The sequence below is a fragment of the Massilia sp. genome (genome assembly GCF_032106685.1).
Lineage (GTDB): Bacteria > Pseudomonadota > Gammaproteobacteria > Burkholderiales > Burkholderiaceae_D > Telluria.
Genome location: NZ_DAMCPG010000070.1, coordinates 1 through 16,591, shown reverse-complemented (window position 1 = coordinate 16,591; position 16,591 = coordinate 1). Strand labels below are relative to the sequence as shown.

Below are 16,591 nucleotides of genomic sequence, written 5' to 3'. Positions count from 1 at the left end.
GAACTACCAGGCCAACGGCACCGGCGACTATCGCCTGAAGAGCACCTCGCCGGCCGTCAACAAGGGCAGCGCGACCTCGGCACCAAAGGTCGACTTCGCCGGCGTGGCGCGTCCGCGCGGCGGCGCCTACGACATCGGCGCTTACGAGTTCTAAGCCGGAAGGCTGAATGAACGAAGCCCCGCAGGCTGCAAGGCTTGTGGGGCTTTTTTCGTTCGCGGCCGGATCCCGTTTGCGGTGGCCGTTGTGACCGTGAGACGTAGGGTGGGCGCCCCGTGCCCACGCGTGCAGTCTGCATCGTGTTGGCATTTATGAAGCGCCGCGTCTGCTCATCGTTTACGCGTGGGCACGGGGCGACCACCCTACTATGCCCACAACATCGCGACATCACGCGCGCAACGGCATCTTGGTCAGCAGCTTGTCCAGCGTGACCGGATAATTCCGAATCCGCACCCCGGTCGCGTTGTAGATGGCGTTCGCCACCGCCGCGCCGACGCCGCAGATGCCCAGTTCGCCCACGCCCTTGGCCTTCATCGGCGAAGACACAGGGTCGGTCTCGTCGAGGAAGACCACTTCCTGGTGCGGGATGTCGGCGTGCACCGGGACCTCGTAGCCGGCCAGGTCGTGGTTGACGAAGAAGCCGCGCCGCTTGTCGACCACCAGGTCTTCCATCAGGGCCGCGCCCACGCCCATGGTCATCGCGCCGATCACCTGGCTGCGCGCCGACTTCGGGTTCAGGATGCGCCCGGCCGCGCAGACGGCCAGCATGCGCCGCACCCGCACCTCGCAGGTGTCGACGTCAACGCCGACCTCGACGAAATGGGCGCCGAAGGTCGACTGCTGGAACTTCTTGTCGAGGTCGCCGTATTCCATGGTGTCCTCGCCGACGATCTCGCCGCCCTGGGCCAGCTGGGCCAGCGGCACCGAGCGTCCGCCCGCGCGCACGGCGCCGTCGAGAAATTCGGCGTTGGCCGGGTCCAGCCCGGCCTTCGCCGCGATCGCTTCGCGCAGCTTGACGCAGGCGGCGTAGACGCCGGCGGTCGAGCTGTTGCCGCCCCACTGCCCGCCCGAGCCGGCGGACACCGGGAAGGTCGAGTCGCCCAGCTTCACCGCCACCCGCTCGAGCGGCAGGCCCATCATCTCGGCCGCCGTCTGCGCGATGATGGTGTAGCTGCCGGTGCCGATGTCGGTCATGTCGGTTTCCACCGTCACGCTGCCGTCGCGCTCGAGGCGCACGCGCGCCGCCGACTTCATCACCATGTTGTTGCGGAAGGCCGAGGCCACGCCCAGGCCGACCAGCCAGCGGCCGTCGCGCACCTGGCCCGGCTGGGCATTGCGCTTGTTCCAGCCGAAGCGCTCCGCGCCCTGGCGCATGCACTCCACGAAACGCCGCTGCGAGAATTTGCGGGTCGGCTTCTCGGGGTCGCTGGTGGTGTCGTTCACGATGCGGAAGGTGACCGGGTCCATCTTCAGCTTTTCCGCCATCTCGTCGATCGCGATCTCGAGCGCCATCATGCCCGGCGCCTCGCCCGGCGCGCGCATCGCGTTCGCCTCGGGCAGGTCGAGCACGGCCAGGTTCAGGCGCGTCAGCCGATGCTCGCCGGCGTACAGCAGGCGCGTCTGCTGTACGGCGGTCTCCGGCTGGCCGCCCGGCAGGTCGCCAGACCAGCTTTCGTGGGCGATCGCCGTGATGCGGCCCTCGCGGGTGGCGCCGATGCGGATGCGCTGGATGGTCGCCGGCCGGTGCGTGGTGTTGTTGAACATCAGGGCGCGGGTCAGGTTCACCTTCACCGGCCGCTGCGCCGCGCGCGCGCCGAGCGCCGCCAGCAGCGCCTCGGCGCGCAGGAACAGCTTGCCGCCGAAGCCGCCGCCGATGTAGGGCGAGACCAGGCGCACGTTCTCGACCGGGATGCCGAGCGTCTTCGCTATGTCCTGGGTGCCCCAGTGGATCATCTGGTTCGAGGTCCACAGCGTCAGCTTGCCGTCGTTCCAGGCGGCGACCGAGGCGTGCGGCTCCATCATCGCGTGCGACTGGTCGGGCGTGGTGTAGGTGGCGTCCAGCTTCACCGGCGCGCTCGCGAAACCGGCGGCGAAGTTGCCGTGCTTCGTTTCCGGCTTGTCGTCGGTCTTCGGCAGCTTCGCGTTCTTCTTCGCGCGTTCGAGGTCGTACTCGCCCTTCTCTTCCACGTAGCTGACCTTCACCAGCGGCGCGGCGGCGCGCGCCTGCTCGAAGGTCTGGGCGACCACCACGGCCACGGCCTGGTGGTAGTGCTCGACCTCGGGACCGGCCAGCAGCTTCGCGGTGTTGTACTTGCCCTTGCCCAGCTTGCCGGCGTTCTGGTAGGTGACGATCGCGAGCACGCCCGGCGAGCGGCGCGCGGCCTCGACGTCGATCGAGGCGATACGCCCCTTGGCGATGGTCGCGCCGACCACGTAGCCGTAGGCGGCGTCGGGCGCGGCCTCATGCTGCTCGTAGGCGTAGCGCGCGGTGCCGGTGGTCTTGAAAGGCCCGTCGATGCGGTCGACCGGCTTGCCGACGACCTTCAATTGGTCGATCGGATTGGTGGTGGCGGGTGTCGTGAATTTCATGGTCAGGCTTTCCTTCCTTCGGCCAGCACGGCGGCGAGCGTGCGCTCGACCAGGGGCACCTTGAACGCGTTCTGGGCGGTGGGTTTCGCGCCGGCCAGCAGGCGCTCGACCACGGCGTTCGCGCCATTCGGCATGGCGCCTTCGGCGGCCGGGATGCGCCAGGGCTTGTGGGCGACGCCGCCCAGCGCCACGCGGCCGCTGCCGTCGGGCTGCACCACGGCGGCCACCGACACCAGCGCGAACGCGTACGAGGCGCGGTCGCGCACCTTGCGGTAGACATGCCGTCCGCCGAGCGGCGCCGGCAGGGTCACGGCGGTGATCAGTTCGCCGGCCGCGAGCGTGTTCTCGATGTGCGGGGTATTGCCCGGCAGCCGGTAGAAGTCGGCGATCGGGATCACGCGCGTGCTGCCGTCGCCGCGCACGGTCTCGACGCCGGCATCGAGCAGCTGCATCGCCACCGCCATGTCGCTCGGGTGGGTCGCGATGCAGGCCTCGCTGTGGCCGACGATGGCGTGGTTGCGGTTGTAGCCGCCGATGGCCGAGCAGCCGCTGCCCGGCGCGCGCTTGTTGCAGGGTTGCGCCGTGTCGTAGAAGTAGGGACAGCGCGTGCGCTGCAGCAGGTTGCCGGCGGTGGTCGCCTTGTTGCGCAGCTGGGCCGAGGCGCCGGCCAGCAGTGCGCGCGCGAGCACGCCGTAGTCGCGCCGCACCCGGGCGTCGCCCGCCAGGTCGACGTTCCGCACAAGGGCGCCGATGCGCAGTCCGCCCTGGGGCGTGGCCTCGATCCGGTCCAGGCCGAGGTGGTTCACGTCGATCAGGTGCTGGGGCGTTTCGATCTCGAGCTTCATCAGGTCGAGCAGGTTGGTGCCGCCGGCGATGAAGCGCGCGCCAGGCGTGCGCTCGGCGGCCTGCGCCGCCTCGGCCGGGGTGCGCGCGCGCTGGTAGGTGAATGCCTTCATGCCTTGCCTCCTCTGCCGGCAACCTCGGAGATCGCCTCGACGATGTTGGAGTAGGCGCCGCAGCGGCAGATGTTGCCGCTCATGCGTTCGCGGATCTCGTCGACGGACAGCAGCGGCTGCTGGTTCAGGTCGGCCGTCACGTGGCTCGGCAGGCCGCGGCGGATCTCGTCCAGCACCGACACCGCCGAGCAGATCTGCCCCGGCGTGCAGTAGCCGCACTGGTAGCCGTCGTGCTTCACGAACGCCGCCTGCATCGGATGCAGCTTGCCGGGCTGGCCCAGGCCCTCGATGGTGGTGACCTCGCCGCCGTCGTGCATCACGGCCAGGCTGAGGCAGGAATTGATGCGGCGGCCGTCGGCGATGACGGTGCAGGCGCCGCACTGGCCCTGGTCGCAGCCTTTCTTGGTGCCGGTCAGGTGCAGGTGCTCGCGCAGGGCGTCGAGCAGCGTGGTGCGGGTGTCCAGGTCCAGCTCGTGGGCCTGGCCGTTGACGCGCAGCCTGACTTTGGCGGCCACGGGCGGCGTGGCGGGCGCCGCGGCGCCGGCCGTTGCAGGCGCCTGGGCGGCGGCGCCGAGCGGCACCGCCGCCGCCGTGGCCGCCAGCGCGCCGGTTTTCAGCAGGTCGCGCCGGGAGATTCTCGCTTCGATGGGGTCGTCCATGGTTCGGTCTTTCCGGGAAATGGGTCCGTCGGGTCCGTTGGGCCACGCCGTGCCTGCGGCAGCGCAGCAAGCCGGATGACAAGGTCGGCTTATAGTAAATGCATTTTTCCGGTGACGCGGCACGGTAGACTCCGTACAAGCAGGCAAGCGTTCGGCCCTGGGACGATGTATCATTTTGGAAACTCATTCCCAGCGTCCCTACCCATCCACCGAAGGAAGCCGCCTTGAAGATCCGACCGCGCCCTACCGCCCTCGCCGTCCTCGCCCTGCTCGCCCTGAATGTGCAATCCCAGGCCCAGCAGCCCGCTCCGCTGAAGGCCCAGGTCGCGGCCAGCGTGGACGCCGCCTACCCCTGGCTCGACGGCGTCTACAAGGACCTGCACGCCCATCCCGAGCTCGCCTTCCAGGAAGTGCGCACCGCCAGCAAGCTGGCGGCGGAGATGCGCAAGCTCGGCTTCACGGTGACGGAAAAGGTCGGCAAGACCGGTGTCGTCGCGATCTACAAGAACGGCCCCGGCCCGACCGTGATGGTGCGCACCGAGCTCGACGGCCTGCCGATGGAGGAAAAATCCGGCCTGCCCTGGGCCAGCCGCGCAAAGGCGACGAGCGACGGCCGCGAGAGCTTTACCGCCCATAGCTGCGGCCACGACATCCACATGTCGGCCTGGCTGGGCACCGCCCGCACGCTGCTGGACATGAAGTCGCAATGGAGCGGCACCCTGATGTTCGTCGGCCAGCCGGCCGAGGAAACGGTGGCGGGGGCGCAGGCGATGCTGGCCGACGGCCTGTTCACGCGCTTCGCCAAGCCTGACTATGCGTTCGCCCTGCACTCCTGGCCGCTGGCGCACGGCACGGTCGGCTACAACGCCGGCGCGGTGTCCTCGAACTCGGACGCGATCGAGATCGTGTTCAAGGGCCGCGGCGGGCACGGCTCGGCGCCCGACCAGGCGATCGACCCGATCGCGATCGCGGCGCGCTTCGTGGTCGACGTGCAGACCGTGATCAGCCGCGAGAAGGACCCGAAGGAATTCGGCGTGGTGACGATCGGCGCGATCAATGGCGGCACGGTCGGCAACATCATCCCCGACAGCGTGCAGGTGCGCGGCACCATCCGCTCCTACAGCCCGCAGGTGCGCGCCAAGCTGCTCGATGGGGTCAAGCGCATCGCCGTGGCCTCGGCCGCGATGGCGGGGGCGCCGGCGCCCCAGGTCGAGCTGGTCCCGGGCGGAGCGGCGATCGTCAACAGCGAGGCGCTGGTGCAGAAGCTGGAGCCGGTGTTCAAGGACGCCTTCGGCGCGGACAAGGCGCGCCGCATGCCGGCCATGACCGCCAGCGAAGACTTCTCCCAGTTCGTCAACCAGGGCATTCCCTCGGTGTTCTTCTTCACCGGCGTGTACGACCCGAAGGACGTGGCGGAAGCGGCGCGCGAAGGCGGCAAGCCGGTCGCCTTCAACCACTCGCCCTTCTACGCGCCGGTGCCGGAACCCTCGATCAAGACTGCGGCCCAGGCCATGAGCCTCGCCGTGCTGAACGTGCTCAAGCGCTGAACCCCGGAGCGCCTTTGGAGGCTTTATCAGGCGCTCATTCGAGTTTGAACACGACGTCGACCGGCTGCACCAGCTTCAGCGCCTCGATGGCCAGGAACTCGCCGGCCTCGACCCGCGCCGCGCTGCCGCGGCGCTCCATGAAGTCGGCGCGCAGCAGGCCGATGGTGTAGCCGACGTTCTTCACCCCGCCCGGCGTCACCGCGGTGACGGCGCCGAGCTTGCGGCGCGCGCCCTTGGCGATCAGTTCGGCGCGGCGGCGCGCGTCCCGCAAGGCGTTCGCCATCAGTTCGGCCTCGATCTCGTCGCGCTCGCTGGTGTCGAAGGAAGTCGCGAAGCCGTCCAGGTTCGGCATGCCGAGCAGCGGCGCCACCACCGCGCGCCACTTCGACAGGTCGCGCATGTTCACGCGCACGCCGCTGCGCACTTCGTACACCGGCGCCTCGACCGGCGCACCCTTGCGCAGCTCCTTGCGCACGTCGCGCGTTTCCAGGTCGTCCAGCGGGACGCCCTGCTCCTGCAGCAGCGCGCGGATCTCGGCAATCCTCGTCTCCACCGTGCCGCGCGCCAGCTCAGGATCGGGGTCGGCGGCCAAAATCTCGAAATCGATCGCGCCGATATCCGGCACGCGGTACACCGATGCGTCGGCGCTCACGTGCACGAAGGGGTAGGACGGCAGGGGCGAGGCCGCGGCGGCCAGCGGCAGGGCCGCGATCGCGGCGGCGATGGCGAATTGTTTCAGCATGAAGTCTCCTGTAGGCGTTGGAAGCCCGAGCATAGGTGATTCTAGACAACGTTGTCTATTAAATTTTCGCCCCTGTCCTGCAAGGTACGAATTAAGTAGACAATCGTTTCTAGACAAGTTATTCTGGGCTCCAGCAAGCTTGCCGACGAAGGAAACACCATGCCCAGCACACCCGACATCCCGAAGCCGACCGCGGCCGAACTCGATCTCTTGCAGGTATTGTGGCCGCTCGGCGCGGCCACCGCGCGCCAGGTGCACGAGGCGATGCAAAAGAACCGTCCCGACGTCACCTACGCCACCGTCCTGCGGCTGATGCAGATCATGCACGGCAAGGGCATCCTGATCCGCGACGAGAGCGAACGTTCCCACGTCTACGCGCCGGCCCAGCCTCAGGATTCCCTGCAGACCAAACTCCTGAAAGACCTGATGCAGCGCGCCTTCGCCGGCTCCGCCAAGGCCCTGGTGATGGCCGCGCTCAAGAGCGGGATCTCGAAGAAGGAGCGCGCCGAGATCGAGAAGCTGCTGAAGGACGACGACAAATGACGGCCCAGGCCTTCGTGGCGCAGCTGGGCTGGGTGCTGGTCGACTTCCTCTGGCAAGGCGCCCTGGTCGGCTGCGCCACGGCGCTGCTGCTCACGGCGCTGCGCAATGCCCGCGCGCAGTCGCGCTACCTGGCCGCCTGCGGCGGCTTGCTGCTGTGCCTGCTCTGGCCGGCCACGGCCCTGGTGCTGCGCCTGGCCGGCGACGCGGCCGCGGGCAGCGCCAACCTGCCTCTCGGCCAGTGGCTGGCCGGCGGCGGCGAAGGCCAGGCAAGCGGCTGGAGCGGCCTTCCGCAGGACAGCCTGGCCTGGATCGTCGGCGCCTGGGCCTGCTGCGCGGCCGCCCTCGCCCTGCGCATGGCGCTCGGGCTGCTGTGGGTCAGGCAGGCCGCGCGCGCGCCCGGCACCGATCCGCACTGGCAGGCGCGCCTGGCAAGCATGGCGCGCGGCGCCGGCATCGCGCGCCAGGTCGGGCTGCGCGTGGTCGAAGGCCTGGCCAGCCCGGTCACGGCCGGCTGGCTGAAACCGGTGGTGCTGGTGCCGGCCGCCCTGGTGACGGGCATGCCGGCGCACCTGCTCGAAGCGCTGCTGGCGCATGAGCTGGCGCACGTCAGGCGCTGCGACTACCTGGTCAACCTGCTCCAGAGCGCCATCGAAACCCTGCTCTTCTACCACCCGGCGGTGTGGTGGATCTCGCACCGTATCCGCGTCGAACGCGAGCACATCGCGGACGACCTGGCCGCAAGCGCGCTGGGCGAACCGCGCCGCCTCGCGCTGGCGCTTTCCGAACTGGAGAAGCTCCAGTTTTCCCACCATCACCTGGCCCAGGCGGCCAACGGAGGAGATCTCATGCAACGCATCAAACGACTGGTACGTCCCGACACCCAGGCCCTGGACTGGAAGGCCGCGATTCCCGTGCTGGGCCTGGCCGCGGCCTGCATCGCCGGCTGCGCGCAGACGCCGGCCGCGGTCGACGACAAGGCGCAGGAGCGGGCCGCCGAAGCCGTCGCGACCAGGCCGATCGCCCAGTTCAACAGCTGCGCCAAGCCGCAGTATCCGGCCGAGGCGCTGGCCAGGCGCGTGGAAGGCACGGTCACGCTGCGCTTCAGGATCGAACCCAACGGCAGCGTCTCGCAGTCGACCGTGCAGCAGTCCAGCGGCGACGTGTCGCTCGACGAAGCCGCCCGCGTGGCGATCGCCAAGTGCACCTTTACGCCGGCAACCGTCAACGGCAAGCCGCAGCCGGCCTGGGTTCCAGTGCAGTACGTCTGGAAGCTCTGATGCCTCGGGGTCTCGCAATGACGAAGGGCGCTGGGTTTCCAGCGCCCTTTTTCGTATGAGCTTCACTTGCGCTTCCCCAGTCCAGACTTGCCCTTTTGGCTACATTCTGAAATACAATTGTTCCTCCATTTGCTGCTTGCCGGAGACCTCATGAAGCGACTGGCCGTACTGCTGTATTTTCCGCTCGCCATCGCGGCGGCGCCGAACGATCCGCCTTCGCTCGAACAGTCGCTCGACGCCACGATCGCCAGCCGCTTCCGGCCGGACCTGCCCGGCGTCGCCGCCCTGGTCGTCAAGGACGGCAAGCCGCTCCTGCGCAAGGGCTACGGGATGGCGAACCTGGAACTGGGCGTGCCGGTGCGGCCCGAACACGTCTTTCGCATCGGCTCGACCACCAAGCTGTTCACGGCGACCGCGGTCATGCTGCTGGTGGACGAAGGCCGGATTGCGCTCGATGCGCCCGTCTCGCGCTACCTGCCCGACGCGCCGAAGCAATGGGACAAGGTCACCGTCGAGCACCTGCTGACCCACACCAGCGGCATCCCGAATCTCACCCTGGATTCGGGCTACTGGCGCACGACGGCCAGGCTCGAGCACAGCCTGGACGAGCTGGTCGCCCCGGCGCGCACGCGCGCGCTGCTGTTCGCGCCGGGCACGGACTTCGCCTACAACAACACGGGCTACCACCTGCTCGGCCAGGTCATCGAGCAGGTGTCGGGGATGGCGTTCTACGACTTCATCGAGCGCCGCATCGCGCAGCCCTTGGGCTTGCGGCATACCGGCTCGGGTGACGACAAGAAACTCCATCCCGGCCTCGTCACCGGCTACCAGGCCGGTCCCCGGCCCGCCCTGCCGATTGCGAACAGCAACCTGCACGCCGCCGGCGGCATGGTCAGCACGGTCGACGAGCTCGCCACGTTCATGCAGGCGCTGCAGGCGGGACGCATCGTGTCGCCGGCGGGCGTGCAACGCATGAACGCCAGCTACGTGCTGCCGAACGGCAAAGCGACCGGCTACGGGCTGGGCGAATGGGTGCGCACCCTGAACGGCCACCGCCTGGTCGGCCATGGCGGCTACATCCTGAATTTCTACAGCCAGCTCGAGATGGACATCGATGCCGGCATCGTGACGGTCACCCTCCACAATGGCGACAAGCTGGGCGGCGATAACGAAGAACTGAGCAAGCGCCTGATCGCGGCCGTCCAGGGCCAGCCCGCCGGCGAAGCCGGGCAGTAAAGCCGCGCCAGGAGTAAAGGCGTACCGGCAATAAAAAAGGGACCGGCATCCGGTCCCTTTTTTATCGTCCTGCGTGCGTGCGGGTCACACCGCCGACACGTCCAGCTCGGCGCCGGTGGCCGCCAGTACCTCTTCCTTGCTCACGCCCGGCGCCAGCTCGACCAGCTTGAGGCCGGTATCAAGGACGTCGATCACGCCCAGGTCGGTGATGATGCGGTCGACCACGCCCACGCCGGTCAGCGGCAGGTCGCATTTCCCGAGGATCTTGTGCGAGGTGGAACCGTCCTTGGCGGTGGCGACGTGCTCCATCACCACGACCACGCGCTTGACGCCGGCCACCAGGTCCATCGCGCCGCCCATGCCCTTCACCATCTTGCCCGGGATCATCCAGTTGGCCAGGTCGCCGCGTTCGGAGACCTGCATCGCGCCTAGGATGGCGAGGTTGATCTTGCCGCCGCGGATCATGCCGAAGGAATCGGCCGAGCTGAAGTAGGCGGCGCCCGGCAGCGCGGTCACGGTCTGCTTGCCGGCGTTGATCAGGTCGGCGTCGACCTCTGCCTCAAGCGGGAACGGGCCGATGCCGAGCAGGCCGTTTTCCGACTGCAGGAAGACCTCGATGTCCTGGGGTACGTAGTTGGCGACCAGGGTCGGCAGGCCGATGCCCAGGTTCACATAGAAGCCGTCCTGCAGCTCTTTCGCTGCGCGCGCGGCCATTTCGTCACGAGTCCATGCCATGTTCTGTCTCCGGTTAGTTCGCGCGCACGGTGCGCTGTTCGATGCGCTTTTCCGGCGAAGGGTTGTGGACGATGCGGTGCACGAAGATGCTCGGGGTGTGCACCTGGTCCGGATCGATCTCGCCGATCTCGACCAGTTCCTCGACTTCCACGATGCAGACCTTGCCCGCGGTCGCCACGTTCGGATTGAAGTTGCGCGCGGTCTTGCGGAACACCAGGTTGCCGGCCTTGTCGGCCTTCCATGCCTTCACCAATGAGACGTCGGGCACCAGCGCGCGTTCCATGACGTAGTGCTCGCCGTCGAATTCGCGCGTTTCCTTGCCTTCGGCGACGATGGTGCCGTAGCCGGTCTTGGTGAAGAAGGCCGGGATGCCGGCGCCGCCGGCGCGCAGTTTCTCGGCCAGCGTGCCCTGCGGGGTGAATTCGAGTTCGAGTTCGCCGGCCAGGAACTGGCGTGCGAATTCCTTGTTCTCGCCGACGTAGGAAGCGATCATCTTCCTGATCTGGCGCGTCTCGAGCAGCTGGCCGAGGCCGAAGCCGTCGACGCCCGCATTGTTCGAAATCGCGGTGAGGTTCTTCACGCCCGAATCGCGCAGCGCTTCGATCAGCGCCTCGGGAATGCCGCACAGGCCGAAGCCGCCGACGGCGATCGTCTGGCCGTCTTGGACGAGACCGGCCAGCGCCGATCTCGCATCAGGATACACTTTGTTCATACCCGTCCCTTTTATAGATTAAGCAAAAGCTCTTTGTGCTTCCTTGAGTACTGCAGAGTAGAGAATCCAGCATAGAATACGCTTCTCGAAAGCACAATACCGTAGAAATACCGGGCCGCATCAACCCCGTCCCGAATGGACCCGCATCAGATGAATTCATCATACGCCATCGATTACGAAATGATTTTCCAGCATGCCCCGGTGGGCATGTGTATTTCGGTGAACCGTGTGATCCAGTCCTGCAACGCGGCGCTGGCCGGCATGTTCGGCTACGAGCGCGGCCAGCTCGACGGCCAGTCCTTCGCCGTGCTCTACCCGACCATGGACGAGTTCCTGCGCACCGGCGACCGCATCGTGCCGATCATGAACGCGCGCGGCCGCTATTCGGACGAGCGCATCATGCGCCGCGGCAGCGGCGAACTGTTCTGGTGCCACGTGACCGGGCGCGCGCTGAACGCCGCCGAGCCGCTCGGCGCGGGCGTCTGGACCTTCGAGGACGTGAGCGAGAAGCGCCCCGTGACGGCGGAGCTGACGCCGCGCGAGCGCGAGATCGCGGCGCTGCTGGTGGAGGGAAAGACGAGCAAGGTGATCGCGCGCGAGACCGACCTCAGCCCGCGCACGGTGGAGATGCACCGCGCGAAACTGATGCGCAAGTTCTCGGCCTCGACCTCGTCGGAACTGGTGCACAAGCTGGTGGGGGTGGCGCGCTGAGGGCGCCGCCCCCAGGCGCGACACAACCCCGCGCCGGGCGGCGCGGGACCGGGTTTTACTTCACCGTCAGGTAGGGACCGTTCGGGATCGCGGTCGGGCCGAGCACGAACACGTCGTAGTTGGCGCCGCGCGCGAGCGGCATGTAGTTCGGCTTGGCGCGCTCGATCGCGGCCGAGACGGCCGCCGCGATCAGGTTCGCCAGCGGATGGCCGGTGTTCTGCTGCTGCGGGCTGTACACCATGCGCTTGTTGGCGCGCCACAGCTCCGTACCGTCCTTGCCGACCAGCCGGTAATCGAAGTCCACGGTCACGCTGGTCGACAGCACCACGTACTTCGCATCCCACTGGTTGATGGTCACATACAGGACCGCGTCGGCGCCGAACATGCGGGCAAGCTGCTCGGGCGCTTGCTGGTGGATCTGGTCGCCCTCGTACATCCCCTCCTGTTCCAGGACGGTCTTCACGGTGTGCACCGGGAACACGTAGAAGCCCTTCTCCGCCAGCGGCACGGTCAGCGTCGTCAGCAGGTAGTTGGGCGCGTCGACGTCGACCGACTTGTTCGCGGCCGGCACCACCAGGATCGAACGCGGCTTGGCCGCCTCGAAGGCGCTCAGGTCGGTCTTGGCCACTTGCGTGGCGCAGCCGGTCAGCAGCGCAGCCGCCGCCAGCGTCATCAGGGTCAGCAGGCGCTTCACGATTGGGCTCCCTTCTTCGCTTCGAGATTCTTGATCATGGCGTCCATGACGACCGCGCTTTCCGGCCACAGCTCGCGCTCGCGGCGGAAGTTGGACAGTGCGCCATCCTTGTCGCCGGCCTGCAGCAGCATCGTGCCCAGGTCCGCGTGCAGGCCCGGCGCCACGCGCTTGCCGCCCTTCTCCAGCGCGCCGATGTGGGCGGCCAGCGCCTGCATGTTCTTCGGCACGCCGGCCGGGTCCTTGTACGACTCGTACAGCAGGGTGTCGTAGCCGCCCCAGTCGTACAGGCCCTGGTTGGTGGCGCAGCCGGTCAGGCCCAGCAGCGCCGCAAGAATGATGATCTTCTTCATTGATCGGCTCCATGCAGGTTGAAGGTGCGCGACACGCCGTCGGCGGCGTAGAACTTTTCGGAGACGAGGACTTTCGTTCCAGCCTGTACAGTCAGCTGGTGCGTGCCCGGCAGGACGCGCAGCGCCGCCTTGTTCTCGGCGAAGTCGCCCACGCGCCCCATGTCGAGGCCGTCGACGATCACGCGGGCGTCGGTGTCGGCATCGCCGACGCGGAACGAGATCTGCGGCCGCTGGTCGACCACGCCCTGCTTTTCGGTCGGATACGAGACACAGGCAGCCAGGGCGGCCAGTGCCAGCGCGGCAAGCGCGCGCTTGATGATCATGCCCTTACCCATTACTGCGCTCCTTTTTCACGGACGGTCAACTGGTCGAGCGCGTGGCCCTGCAAGGAACCGCTGACGACGCTGGTGCTGGCGCCTTCGCTCACTTCGGTGTCGCCGAACAGGCTGTCGACCCGGATCTGCGCGACTTCCTTCCCCGGCAGCGTGATGTCGAAACCGGTCTGCGGCGACTTGACCTTCTGGCCGACGGTCTGCACCGAGAACACCATGCCCGGCGCCAGGCCTTGCGACTTGCCGCCGGCGATGAAGTATTTGCCCTGCTCCGCCCCGATCAGCGAGGTCTGCCACGGCCGGCGTTGCAGCTCGTTGCTCAGGCGGTTCACGACTTCCGAGATCGCCTGGCGGATCGACGCATCGTTCAGGGTGCCGTCATACGAAGCCTGCGAGCCGAAGCCGAAGGTGGTGGCCGACTCGGTCGACGATTCGCCGGCGCCCGAAGTGGCGAAGAAACTTTGGCCCGTCTTGACGTCGACCAGGCGCAAGTCGATCTTGGCGAACGCCACCTGCTTCTTGCTGTTCGAGACAAAACCGGACTGGCCGACGGTCTTGCGGCCGAATTCGCTGAGCGAACCCATGATGAGGGAATCGACGCCGACCAGGTCCTGCTTGGCGCCGGTGAGATTGGCTTCCTGCTGCACCTTCGCGATGTCGGTGCGCTCGAGGACGACGTAGGCGCCCGATTCGGTGAGGGCCTTGGCCAGCATGTCCGACACCTGCTTGCCGACCGGGTCGCCGGCGTCGTCGCGCAGCAGCGAACGGCCGTAGTTGGTCTCGTTCGAGACGCGGCCGATGGCGATCTTGCGTTTCAGCGTGGGGCGCGCAGCCGCCTGGGCGACAGCCTGCTGTGCCTGCTTTTGCTGGGCGGTGGAATGAGGCGCTTCGACCGGCGCCACTGGCGGCGCCTGGGTGGCGCAGCCGGCGAGCACCGCGAGTGCGGAGATGGCTGCCGCGGCTTGCGCCGGGCAGCGGGAGAGTCGTGCCATGAGTTTTCCCTAGTGTTGGTCTGGCGACCGTTTTTCTAAGTGATGCAGGTCTGACACGTTAACACTGGTTACCCGCTGGAAATCTCTCCAACATTCACAGCGATGAAATATTTAAACGGCCGGCAACAGTTCCCGTATCCCGTCCGGCAAGGGCACCGACTTCTCCGCCGCGAAATCGACCCAGACGATCTTCGCAGCGCCTTGCGCGTGCAGCGCGCCGGCCTGGCCGTCGGCGCCGACCACGCGGATCTCGTGCGAGACTTCGAAGCTCGAACGCCCCGGCGGCCCGACCCAGGACGTGACCTCGATCTCGGCCGGATACTTCAGCTGCTTCAGGAACGAACACTGGGCGTTGATGAGGACCGGCCCGGTGCCGGCCGGGTCGGGCAAGGCGCCGACCTCTTCGAGCCAGGCGATGCGCGCCGTTTCGATGTAGCGGAAATAAACCGTATTGTTGACATGGCCCATCGCGTCCATGTCGCCCCAGCGGACCGGCATCCGCATCGTATGTACCAACTTCTTGTTGCTCATGCTTCCTGTTTCTCGTGTCGCCACGCTTGTTGCAAAAATTCTTATTGCGCCGTCATGCCGTCGTCGGCCGTGATGATGGCGCCATTGATGAAGTGGGCTTCGTCGGCCGCCAGCAGGAGCAGCAGGCCATCGAGGTCTTCCGGCTTGCCGGGGCGCTTGCGCGGCAGCAGTTCGATCAGCTTCCTGCCCTGCTCGGTCTCGAAATATTTCTCGTTCATCTCGGTCGAGATGTAGCCGGGGCAGATGGCGTTGACGTTGATGCCGTACTTGCCCCACTCCACCGCCATCGCCTTGGTCATCTGCACCACGGCGGCCTTGCTCATGCAGTAGACGCCGATCTGCGGCAGCACGCGCAGGCCCGCGACCGAGGCGATGTTGACGATGCGGTGCTGCTTGCGCGGGTCGCCCTTGGCGCGCTGGATCATGCGTTTCGCCGCCTGCTGGGCGACGAAGAAGGCGCCGCGCAGGTTGGTGTCCATGATGTACTGGTAGTCGTCCTCGGTGACGTCGAGCAGGCGCTGGGTGCTCTGCACGCCCGAGTTGTTGACCAGGATGTCGATCGGGCCGGCCTCGGTCTCGGCATGGGCGATCGCCGACTTGATGCTGGCGAGGTCGGTGACGTCGAGCGCGACCACGTGGGCGGCGCCGCCGTCGGCCTCGATCTCGGCGCGCAGCTCCTTCAGGCGCTCGATGCGGCGCGAGGCCAGCACGACCTGGGCGCCGGCGCCGGCCAGCGCCTTCGCGAAGCGCGCACCGAGCCCGCTCGAGGCGCCGGTGACCATGGCAATCTTCCCTTCGTAATTGACTTCGATGCCCACGTTGGCTCCTGTGCTGGTGTTGGCTGTGCTGGTGTCTGCGCTACTACGGCCGAGCTGGCGCTCGTGCCGGGCGCTCTTGGGCATAATGATGTCACAGAATCAGCTATTAGATTGCCGCATCTAATTTTGGCCCTAAAATAGCTGGCTAAGTTGCAAATGGCCCCAAAAACCCGCACACTCGTGCTTAAATTTTTTTAACCAATCAGAAGACCATGACAGAGCCTATCAACATCCTCGAACAATACGGACCGCGCGAAGCAATGGAGTACGACGTTGTCATCGTCGGCGGCGGCCCGGCGGGGCTGGCAGCAAGCATCCGCCTGAAGCAGCTCGCCAGCGAGAAAGGCCAGGACGTCTCGGTCTGCGTGCTCGAAAAAGGCGGCGAACTGGGCGCCCACATCCTGTCGGGCGCGGTCATGGACCCGATCGCGATCAACGAGCTGTTCCCGAACTGGAAGGAACTCGGCGCGCCGCTGAACACCCCCGTCACCGAGGACCAGGTGCTGTTCCTGACCGAGACCAAGTCCTACGCGACGCCCTCGTTCATGGTGCCCAAGTCCCTCACCAACCACGGCAACTACATCGTCTCGCTGGCGAACGTGGTGCGCTGGCTGGGCCAGCAGGCCGAAGCGCTGGGCGTGGAGATCTTCCCGGGCTTCCCGGCGGCCGAGGTGCTGTACAACGAGGATGGCTCCGTGAAAGGTGTCGCCACCGGCAACATGGGCGTCAAGCGCGACGGCGAGCCGGGTCCGGACTTCCAGCTCGGCATGGAACTGCACGCGAAGTACACCTTCTTCGCCGAGGGTTCGCGCGGCCACCTGGGCAAGCAATTGATCGCCAAGTACGATTTGAACCGCGGCAAGGATCCGCAGACCTACGGCATCGGCATCAAGGAACTGTGGGAGATCGACCCGGCGAAACACAAGCCGGGCCTGGTGATCCACACGGCCGGCTGGCCGCTGCCTTCCGACACCTACGGCGGCTCCTTCCTGTACCACCTGGAGAACAACCTGGTCGCGGTCGGCTACGTGGTCGGCCTGGCCTACCAGAACCCGTATCTGTCGCCGTACGAGGAATTCCAGCGCTACAAGACCCACCCGGCGATCCGCGGCTATTTCGAAGGCGGCAAGCGCATCTCCTACGGCGCGCGCGCGATCACGGCCGGCGGC

At 67.1% G+C, this 16,591-nt stretch carries 19 protein-coding genes; 7 read left to right on the top strand and 12 right to left on the bottom strand.

The window, feature by feature from the left end:
* Window positions 1–154 (top strand): choice-of-anchor Q domain-containing protein (locus RT688_RS23005; protein WP_313707160.1); only part of this gene is annotated, 154 nt, incomplete at its 5' end.
* A 231-nt stretch (window positions 155–385) separates the two neighbouring features.
* On the opposite strand, the gene paoC is transcribed toward RT688_RS23005, so the two are convergent.
* The 3 genes from paoC to paoA are packed head-to-tail and all read right to left on the bottom strand — an operon-like array spanning window position 386 to window position 4,202.
* On the bottom strand, window positions 386–2,587 hold the full coding sequence (gene paoC / locus RT688_RS23000) for an aldehyde oxidoreductase molybdenum-binding subunit PaoC (RefSeq protein ID WP_313707158.1): 2,202 nt from the start codon (window positions 2,585–2,587) through the stop codon (window positions 386–388).
* Window positions 2,588–2,589: 2 nt separating this feature from the next.
* Window positions 2,590–3,543, bottom strand: a complete 954-nt coding sequence (locus tag RT688_RS22995; RefSeq protein ID WP_313707157.1) for a xanthine dehydrogenase family protein subunit M — start codon at window positions 3,541–3,543, stop codon at window positions 2,590–2,592.
* A complete protein-coding gene (gene paoA, locus RT688_RS22990; RefSeq protein ID WP_313707156.1) occupies window positions 3,540–4,202 on the bottom strand; it encodes an aldehyde dehydrogenase iron-sulfur subunit PaoA in 663 nt (220 codons plus the stop codon). The genes RT688_RS22995 and paoA overlap by 4 nt, the downstream gene beginning before the upstream one ends.
* 230 nt (window positions 4,203–4,432) lie before the next feature.
* Between paoA and RT688_RS22985 the strand changes: the two genes are divergently transcribed.
* Window positions 4,433–5,749 carry an amidohydrolase gene (locus RT688_RS22985; protein ID WP_409521981.1) on the top strand — a complete coding sequence of 439 codons (1,317 nt, stop codon included), beginning with the start codon at window positions 4,433–4,435 and terminating at the stop codon, window positions 5,747–5,749.
* A 34-nt stretch (window positions 5,750–5,783) separates the two neighbouring features.
* On the opposite strand, the gene RT688_RS22980 is transcribed toward RT688_RS22985, so the two are convergent.
* Window positions 5,784–6,491 carry an SIMPL domain-containing protein gene (locus tag RT688_RS22980; RefSeq protein ID WP_313707155.1) on the bottom strand — a complete coding sequence of 236 codons (708 nt, stop codon included), beginning with the start codon at window positions 6,489–6,491 and terminating at the stop codon, window positions 5,784–5,786.
* A 159-nt stretch (window positions 6,492–6,650) separates the two neighbouring features.
* Between RT688_RS22980 and RT688_RS22975 the strand changes: the two genes are divergently transcribed.
* From RT688_RS22975 to RT688_RS22965, 3 genes are all read left to right on the top strand, one after another.
* Window positions 6,651–7,034, top strand: a complete 384-nt coding sequence (locus RT688_RS22975; protein ID WP_313707154.1) for a BlaI/MecI/CopY family transcriptional regulator — start codon at window positions 6,651–6,653, stop codon at window positions 7,032–7,034.
* The gene (locus RT688_RS22970; protein ID WP_313707153.1) at window positions 7,031–8,311 is read left to right on the top strand and encodes a M56 family metallopeptidase; all 1,281 of its coding nucleotides are present in this window, start codon (window positions 7,031–7,033) and stop codon (window positions 8,309–8,311) included. Before RT688_RS22975 ends, RT688_RS22970 begins: the two co-directional genes overlap by 4 nt.
* Window positions 8,312–8,461: 150 nt before the next feature.
* Window positions 8,462–9,547: a serine hydrolase domain-containing protein gene (locus RT688_RS22965; protein WP_313707152.1), complete on the top strand. Its 1,086-nt coding sequence runs from the start codon at window positions 8,462–8,464 to the stop codon at window positions 9,545–9,547.
* An 84-nt stretch (window positions 9,548–9,631) separates the two neighbouring features.
* Here RT688_RS22965 and RT688_RS22960 read toward each other — a convergent pair whose 3' ends face one another.
* Together RT688_RS22960 and RT688_RS22955 are read right to left on the bottom strand one after the other, a co-directional pair.
* A complete protein-coding gene (locus tag RT688_RS22960) occupies window positions 9,632–10,282 on the bottom strand; it encodes a 3-oxoacid CoA-transferase subunit B (protein WP_313707151.1) in 651 nt (216 codons plus the stop codon).
* A 13-nt stretch (window positions 10,283–10,295) separates the two neighbouring features.
* Window positions 10,296–10,994, bottom strand: a complete 699-nt coding sequence (locus RT688_RS22955) for a CoA transferase subunit A (RefSeq protein ID WP_313707150.1) — start codon at window positions 10,992–10,994, stop codon at window positions 10,296–10,298.
* 150 nt (window positions 10,995–11,144) lie between these two features.
* Between RT688_RS22955 and RT688_RS22950 the strand changes: the two genes are divergently transcribed.
* Complete coding sequence (locus RT688_RS22950) at window positions 11,145–11,705, top strand: PAS and helix-turn-helix domain-containing protein (protein ID WP_313707149.1); 561 nt, start codon at window positions 11,145–11,147, stop codon at window positions 11,703–11,705.
* Window positions 11,706–11,760: 55 nt separating this feature from the next.
* Here the strand turns inward: RT688_RS22950 and RT688_RS22945 are convergent, their stop codons facing one another.
* The 6 genes from RT688_RS22945 to RT688_RS22920 all read right to left on the bottom strand — a co-directional run bounded on the left by RT688_RS22945 (window position 11,761) and on the right by RT688_RS22920 (window position 15,422).
* Entirely contained in the window at window positions 11,761–12,399 is a 639-nt protein-coding gene (locus tag RT688_RS22945; RefSeq protein WP_313707148.1) for a GNA1162 family protein, read from the bottom strand.
* A complete protein-coding gene (locus tag RT688_RS22940; protein WP_313707147.1) occupies window positions 12,396–12,749 on the bottom strand; it encodes a DUF4810 domain-containing protein in 354 nt (117 codons plus the stop codon). Before RT688_RS22940 ends, RT688_RS22945 begins: the two co-directional genes overlap by 4 nt.
* On the bottom strand, window positions 12,746–13,084 hold the full coding sequence (locus tag RT688_RS22935; protein ID WP_313707146.1) for a hypothetical protein: 339 nt from the start codon (window positions 13,082–13,084) through the stop codon (window positions 12,746–12,748). The genes RT688_RS22940 and RT688_RS22935 overlap by 4 nt, the downstream gene beginning before the upstream one ends.
* Entirely contained in the window at window positions 13,084–14,073 is a 990-nt protein-coding gene (locus tag RT688_RS22930; RefSeq protein ID WP_313707145.1) for a CsgG/HfaB family protein, read from the bottom strand. The genes RT688_RS22935 and RT688_RS22930 overlap by 1 nt, the downstream gene beginning before the upstream one ends.
* A gap of 111 nt (window positions 14,074–14,184) precedes the next feature.
* Window positions 14,185–14,604, bottom strand: coding sequence for a thioesterase family protein (locus RT688_RS22925; RefSeq protein WP_313707144.1), 420 nt, complete (start codon window positions 14,602–14,604; stop codon window positions 14,185–14,187).
* A 41-nt stretch (window positions 14,605–14,645) separates the two neighbouring features.
* Entirely contained in the window at window positions 14,646–15,422 is a 777-nt protein-coding gene (locus tag RT688_RS22920; RefSeq protein ID WP_313707143.1) for an SDR family oxidoreductase, read from the bottom strand.
* Between the two features lie 212 nt (window positions 15,423–15,634).
* Here RT688_RS22920 and RT688_RS22915 point away from each other — a divergent pair.
* Window positions 15,635–16,591, top strand: a 957-nt coding sequence (locus tag RT688_RS22915) for an NAD(P)/FAD-dependent oxidoreductase (RefSeq protein ID WP_313707142.1), incomplete at its 3' end; no start/stop codon positions are given.

What these genes read in the sequence shown, in the direction of transcription:
- RT688_RS22980 (WP_313707155.1), bottom strand. Translation starts at nt 6,491, where the DNA reads ATGCTGAAACAATTCGCCATCGCCGCCGCGATCGCGGCCCTGCCGCTG.
- RT688_RS22995 (WP_313707157.1), bottom strand. Translation starts at nt 3,543, where the DNA reads ATGAAGGCATTCACCTACCAGCGCGCGCGCACCCCGGCCGAGGCGGCG.
- RT688_RS22925 (WP_313707144.1), bottom strand. Translation starts at nt 14,604, where the DNA reads ATGAGCAACAAGAAGTTGGTACATACGATGCGGATGCCGGTCCGCTGG.
- RT688_RS22955 (WP_313707150.1), bottom strand. Translation starts at nt 10,994, where the DNA reads ATGAACAAAGTGTATCCTGATGCGAGATCGGCGCTGGCCGGTCTCGTC.
- RT688_RS22975 (WP_313707154.1), top strand. Translation starts at nt 6,651, where the DNA reads ATGCCCAGCACACCCGACATCCCGAAGCCGACCGCGGCCGAACTCGAT.
- paoC (WP_313707158.1), bottom strand. Translation starts at nt 2,587, where the DNA reads ATGAAATTCACGACACCCGCCACCACCAATCCGATCGACCAATTGAAG.
- RT688_RS22965 (WP_313707152.1), top strand. Translation starts at nt 8,462, where the DNA reads ATGAAGCGACTGGCCGTACTGCTGTATTTTCCGCTCGCCATCGCGGCG.
- RT688_RS22970 (WP_313707153.1), top strand. Translation starts at nt 7,031, where the DNA reads ATGACGGCCCAGGCCTTCGTGGCGCAGCTGGGCTGGGTGCTGGTCGAC.
- RT688_RS22950 (WP_313707149.1), top strand. Translation starts at nt 11,145, where the DNA reads ATGAATTCATCATACGCCATCGATTACGAAATGATTTTCCAGCATGCC.
- RT688_RS22960 (WP_313707151.1), bottom strand. Translation starts at nt 10,282, where the DNA reads ATGGCATGGACTCGTGACGAAATGGCCGCGCGCGCAGCGAAAGAGCTG.
- RT688_RS22930 (WP_313707145.1), bottom strand. Translation starts at nt 14,073, where the DNA reads ATGGCACGACTCTCCCGCTGCCCGGCGCAAGCCGCGGCAGCCATCTCC.
- RT688_RS22940 (WP_313707147.1), bottom strand. Translation starts at nt 12,749, where the DNA reads ATGAAGAAGATCATCATTCTTGCGGCGCTGCTGGGCCTGACCGGCTGC.
- paoA (WP_313707156.1), bottom strand. Translation starts at nt 4,202, where the DNA reads ATGGACGACCCCATCGAAGCGAGAATCTCCCGGCGCGACCTGCTGAAA.
- RT688_RS22935 (WP_313707146.1), bottom strand. Translation starts at nt 13,084, where the DNA reads ATGGGTAAGGGCATGATCATCAAGCGCGCGCTTGCCGCGCTGGCACTG.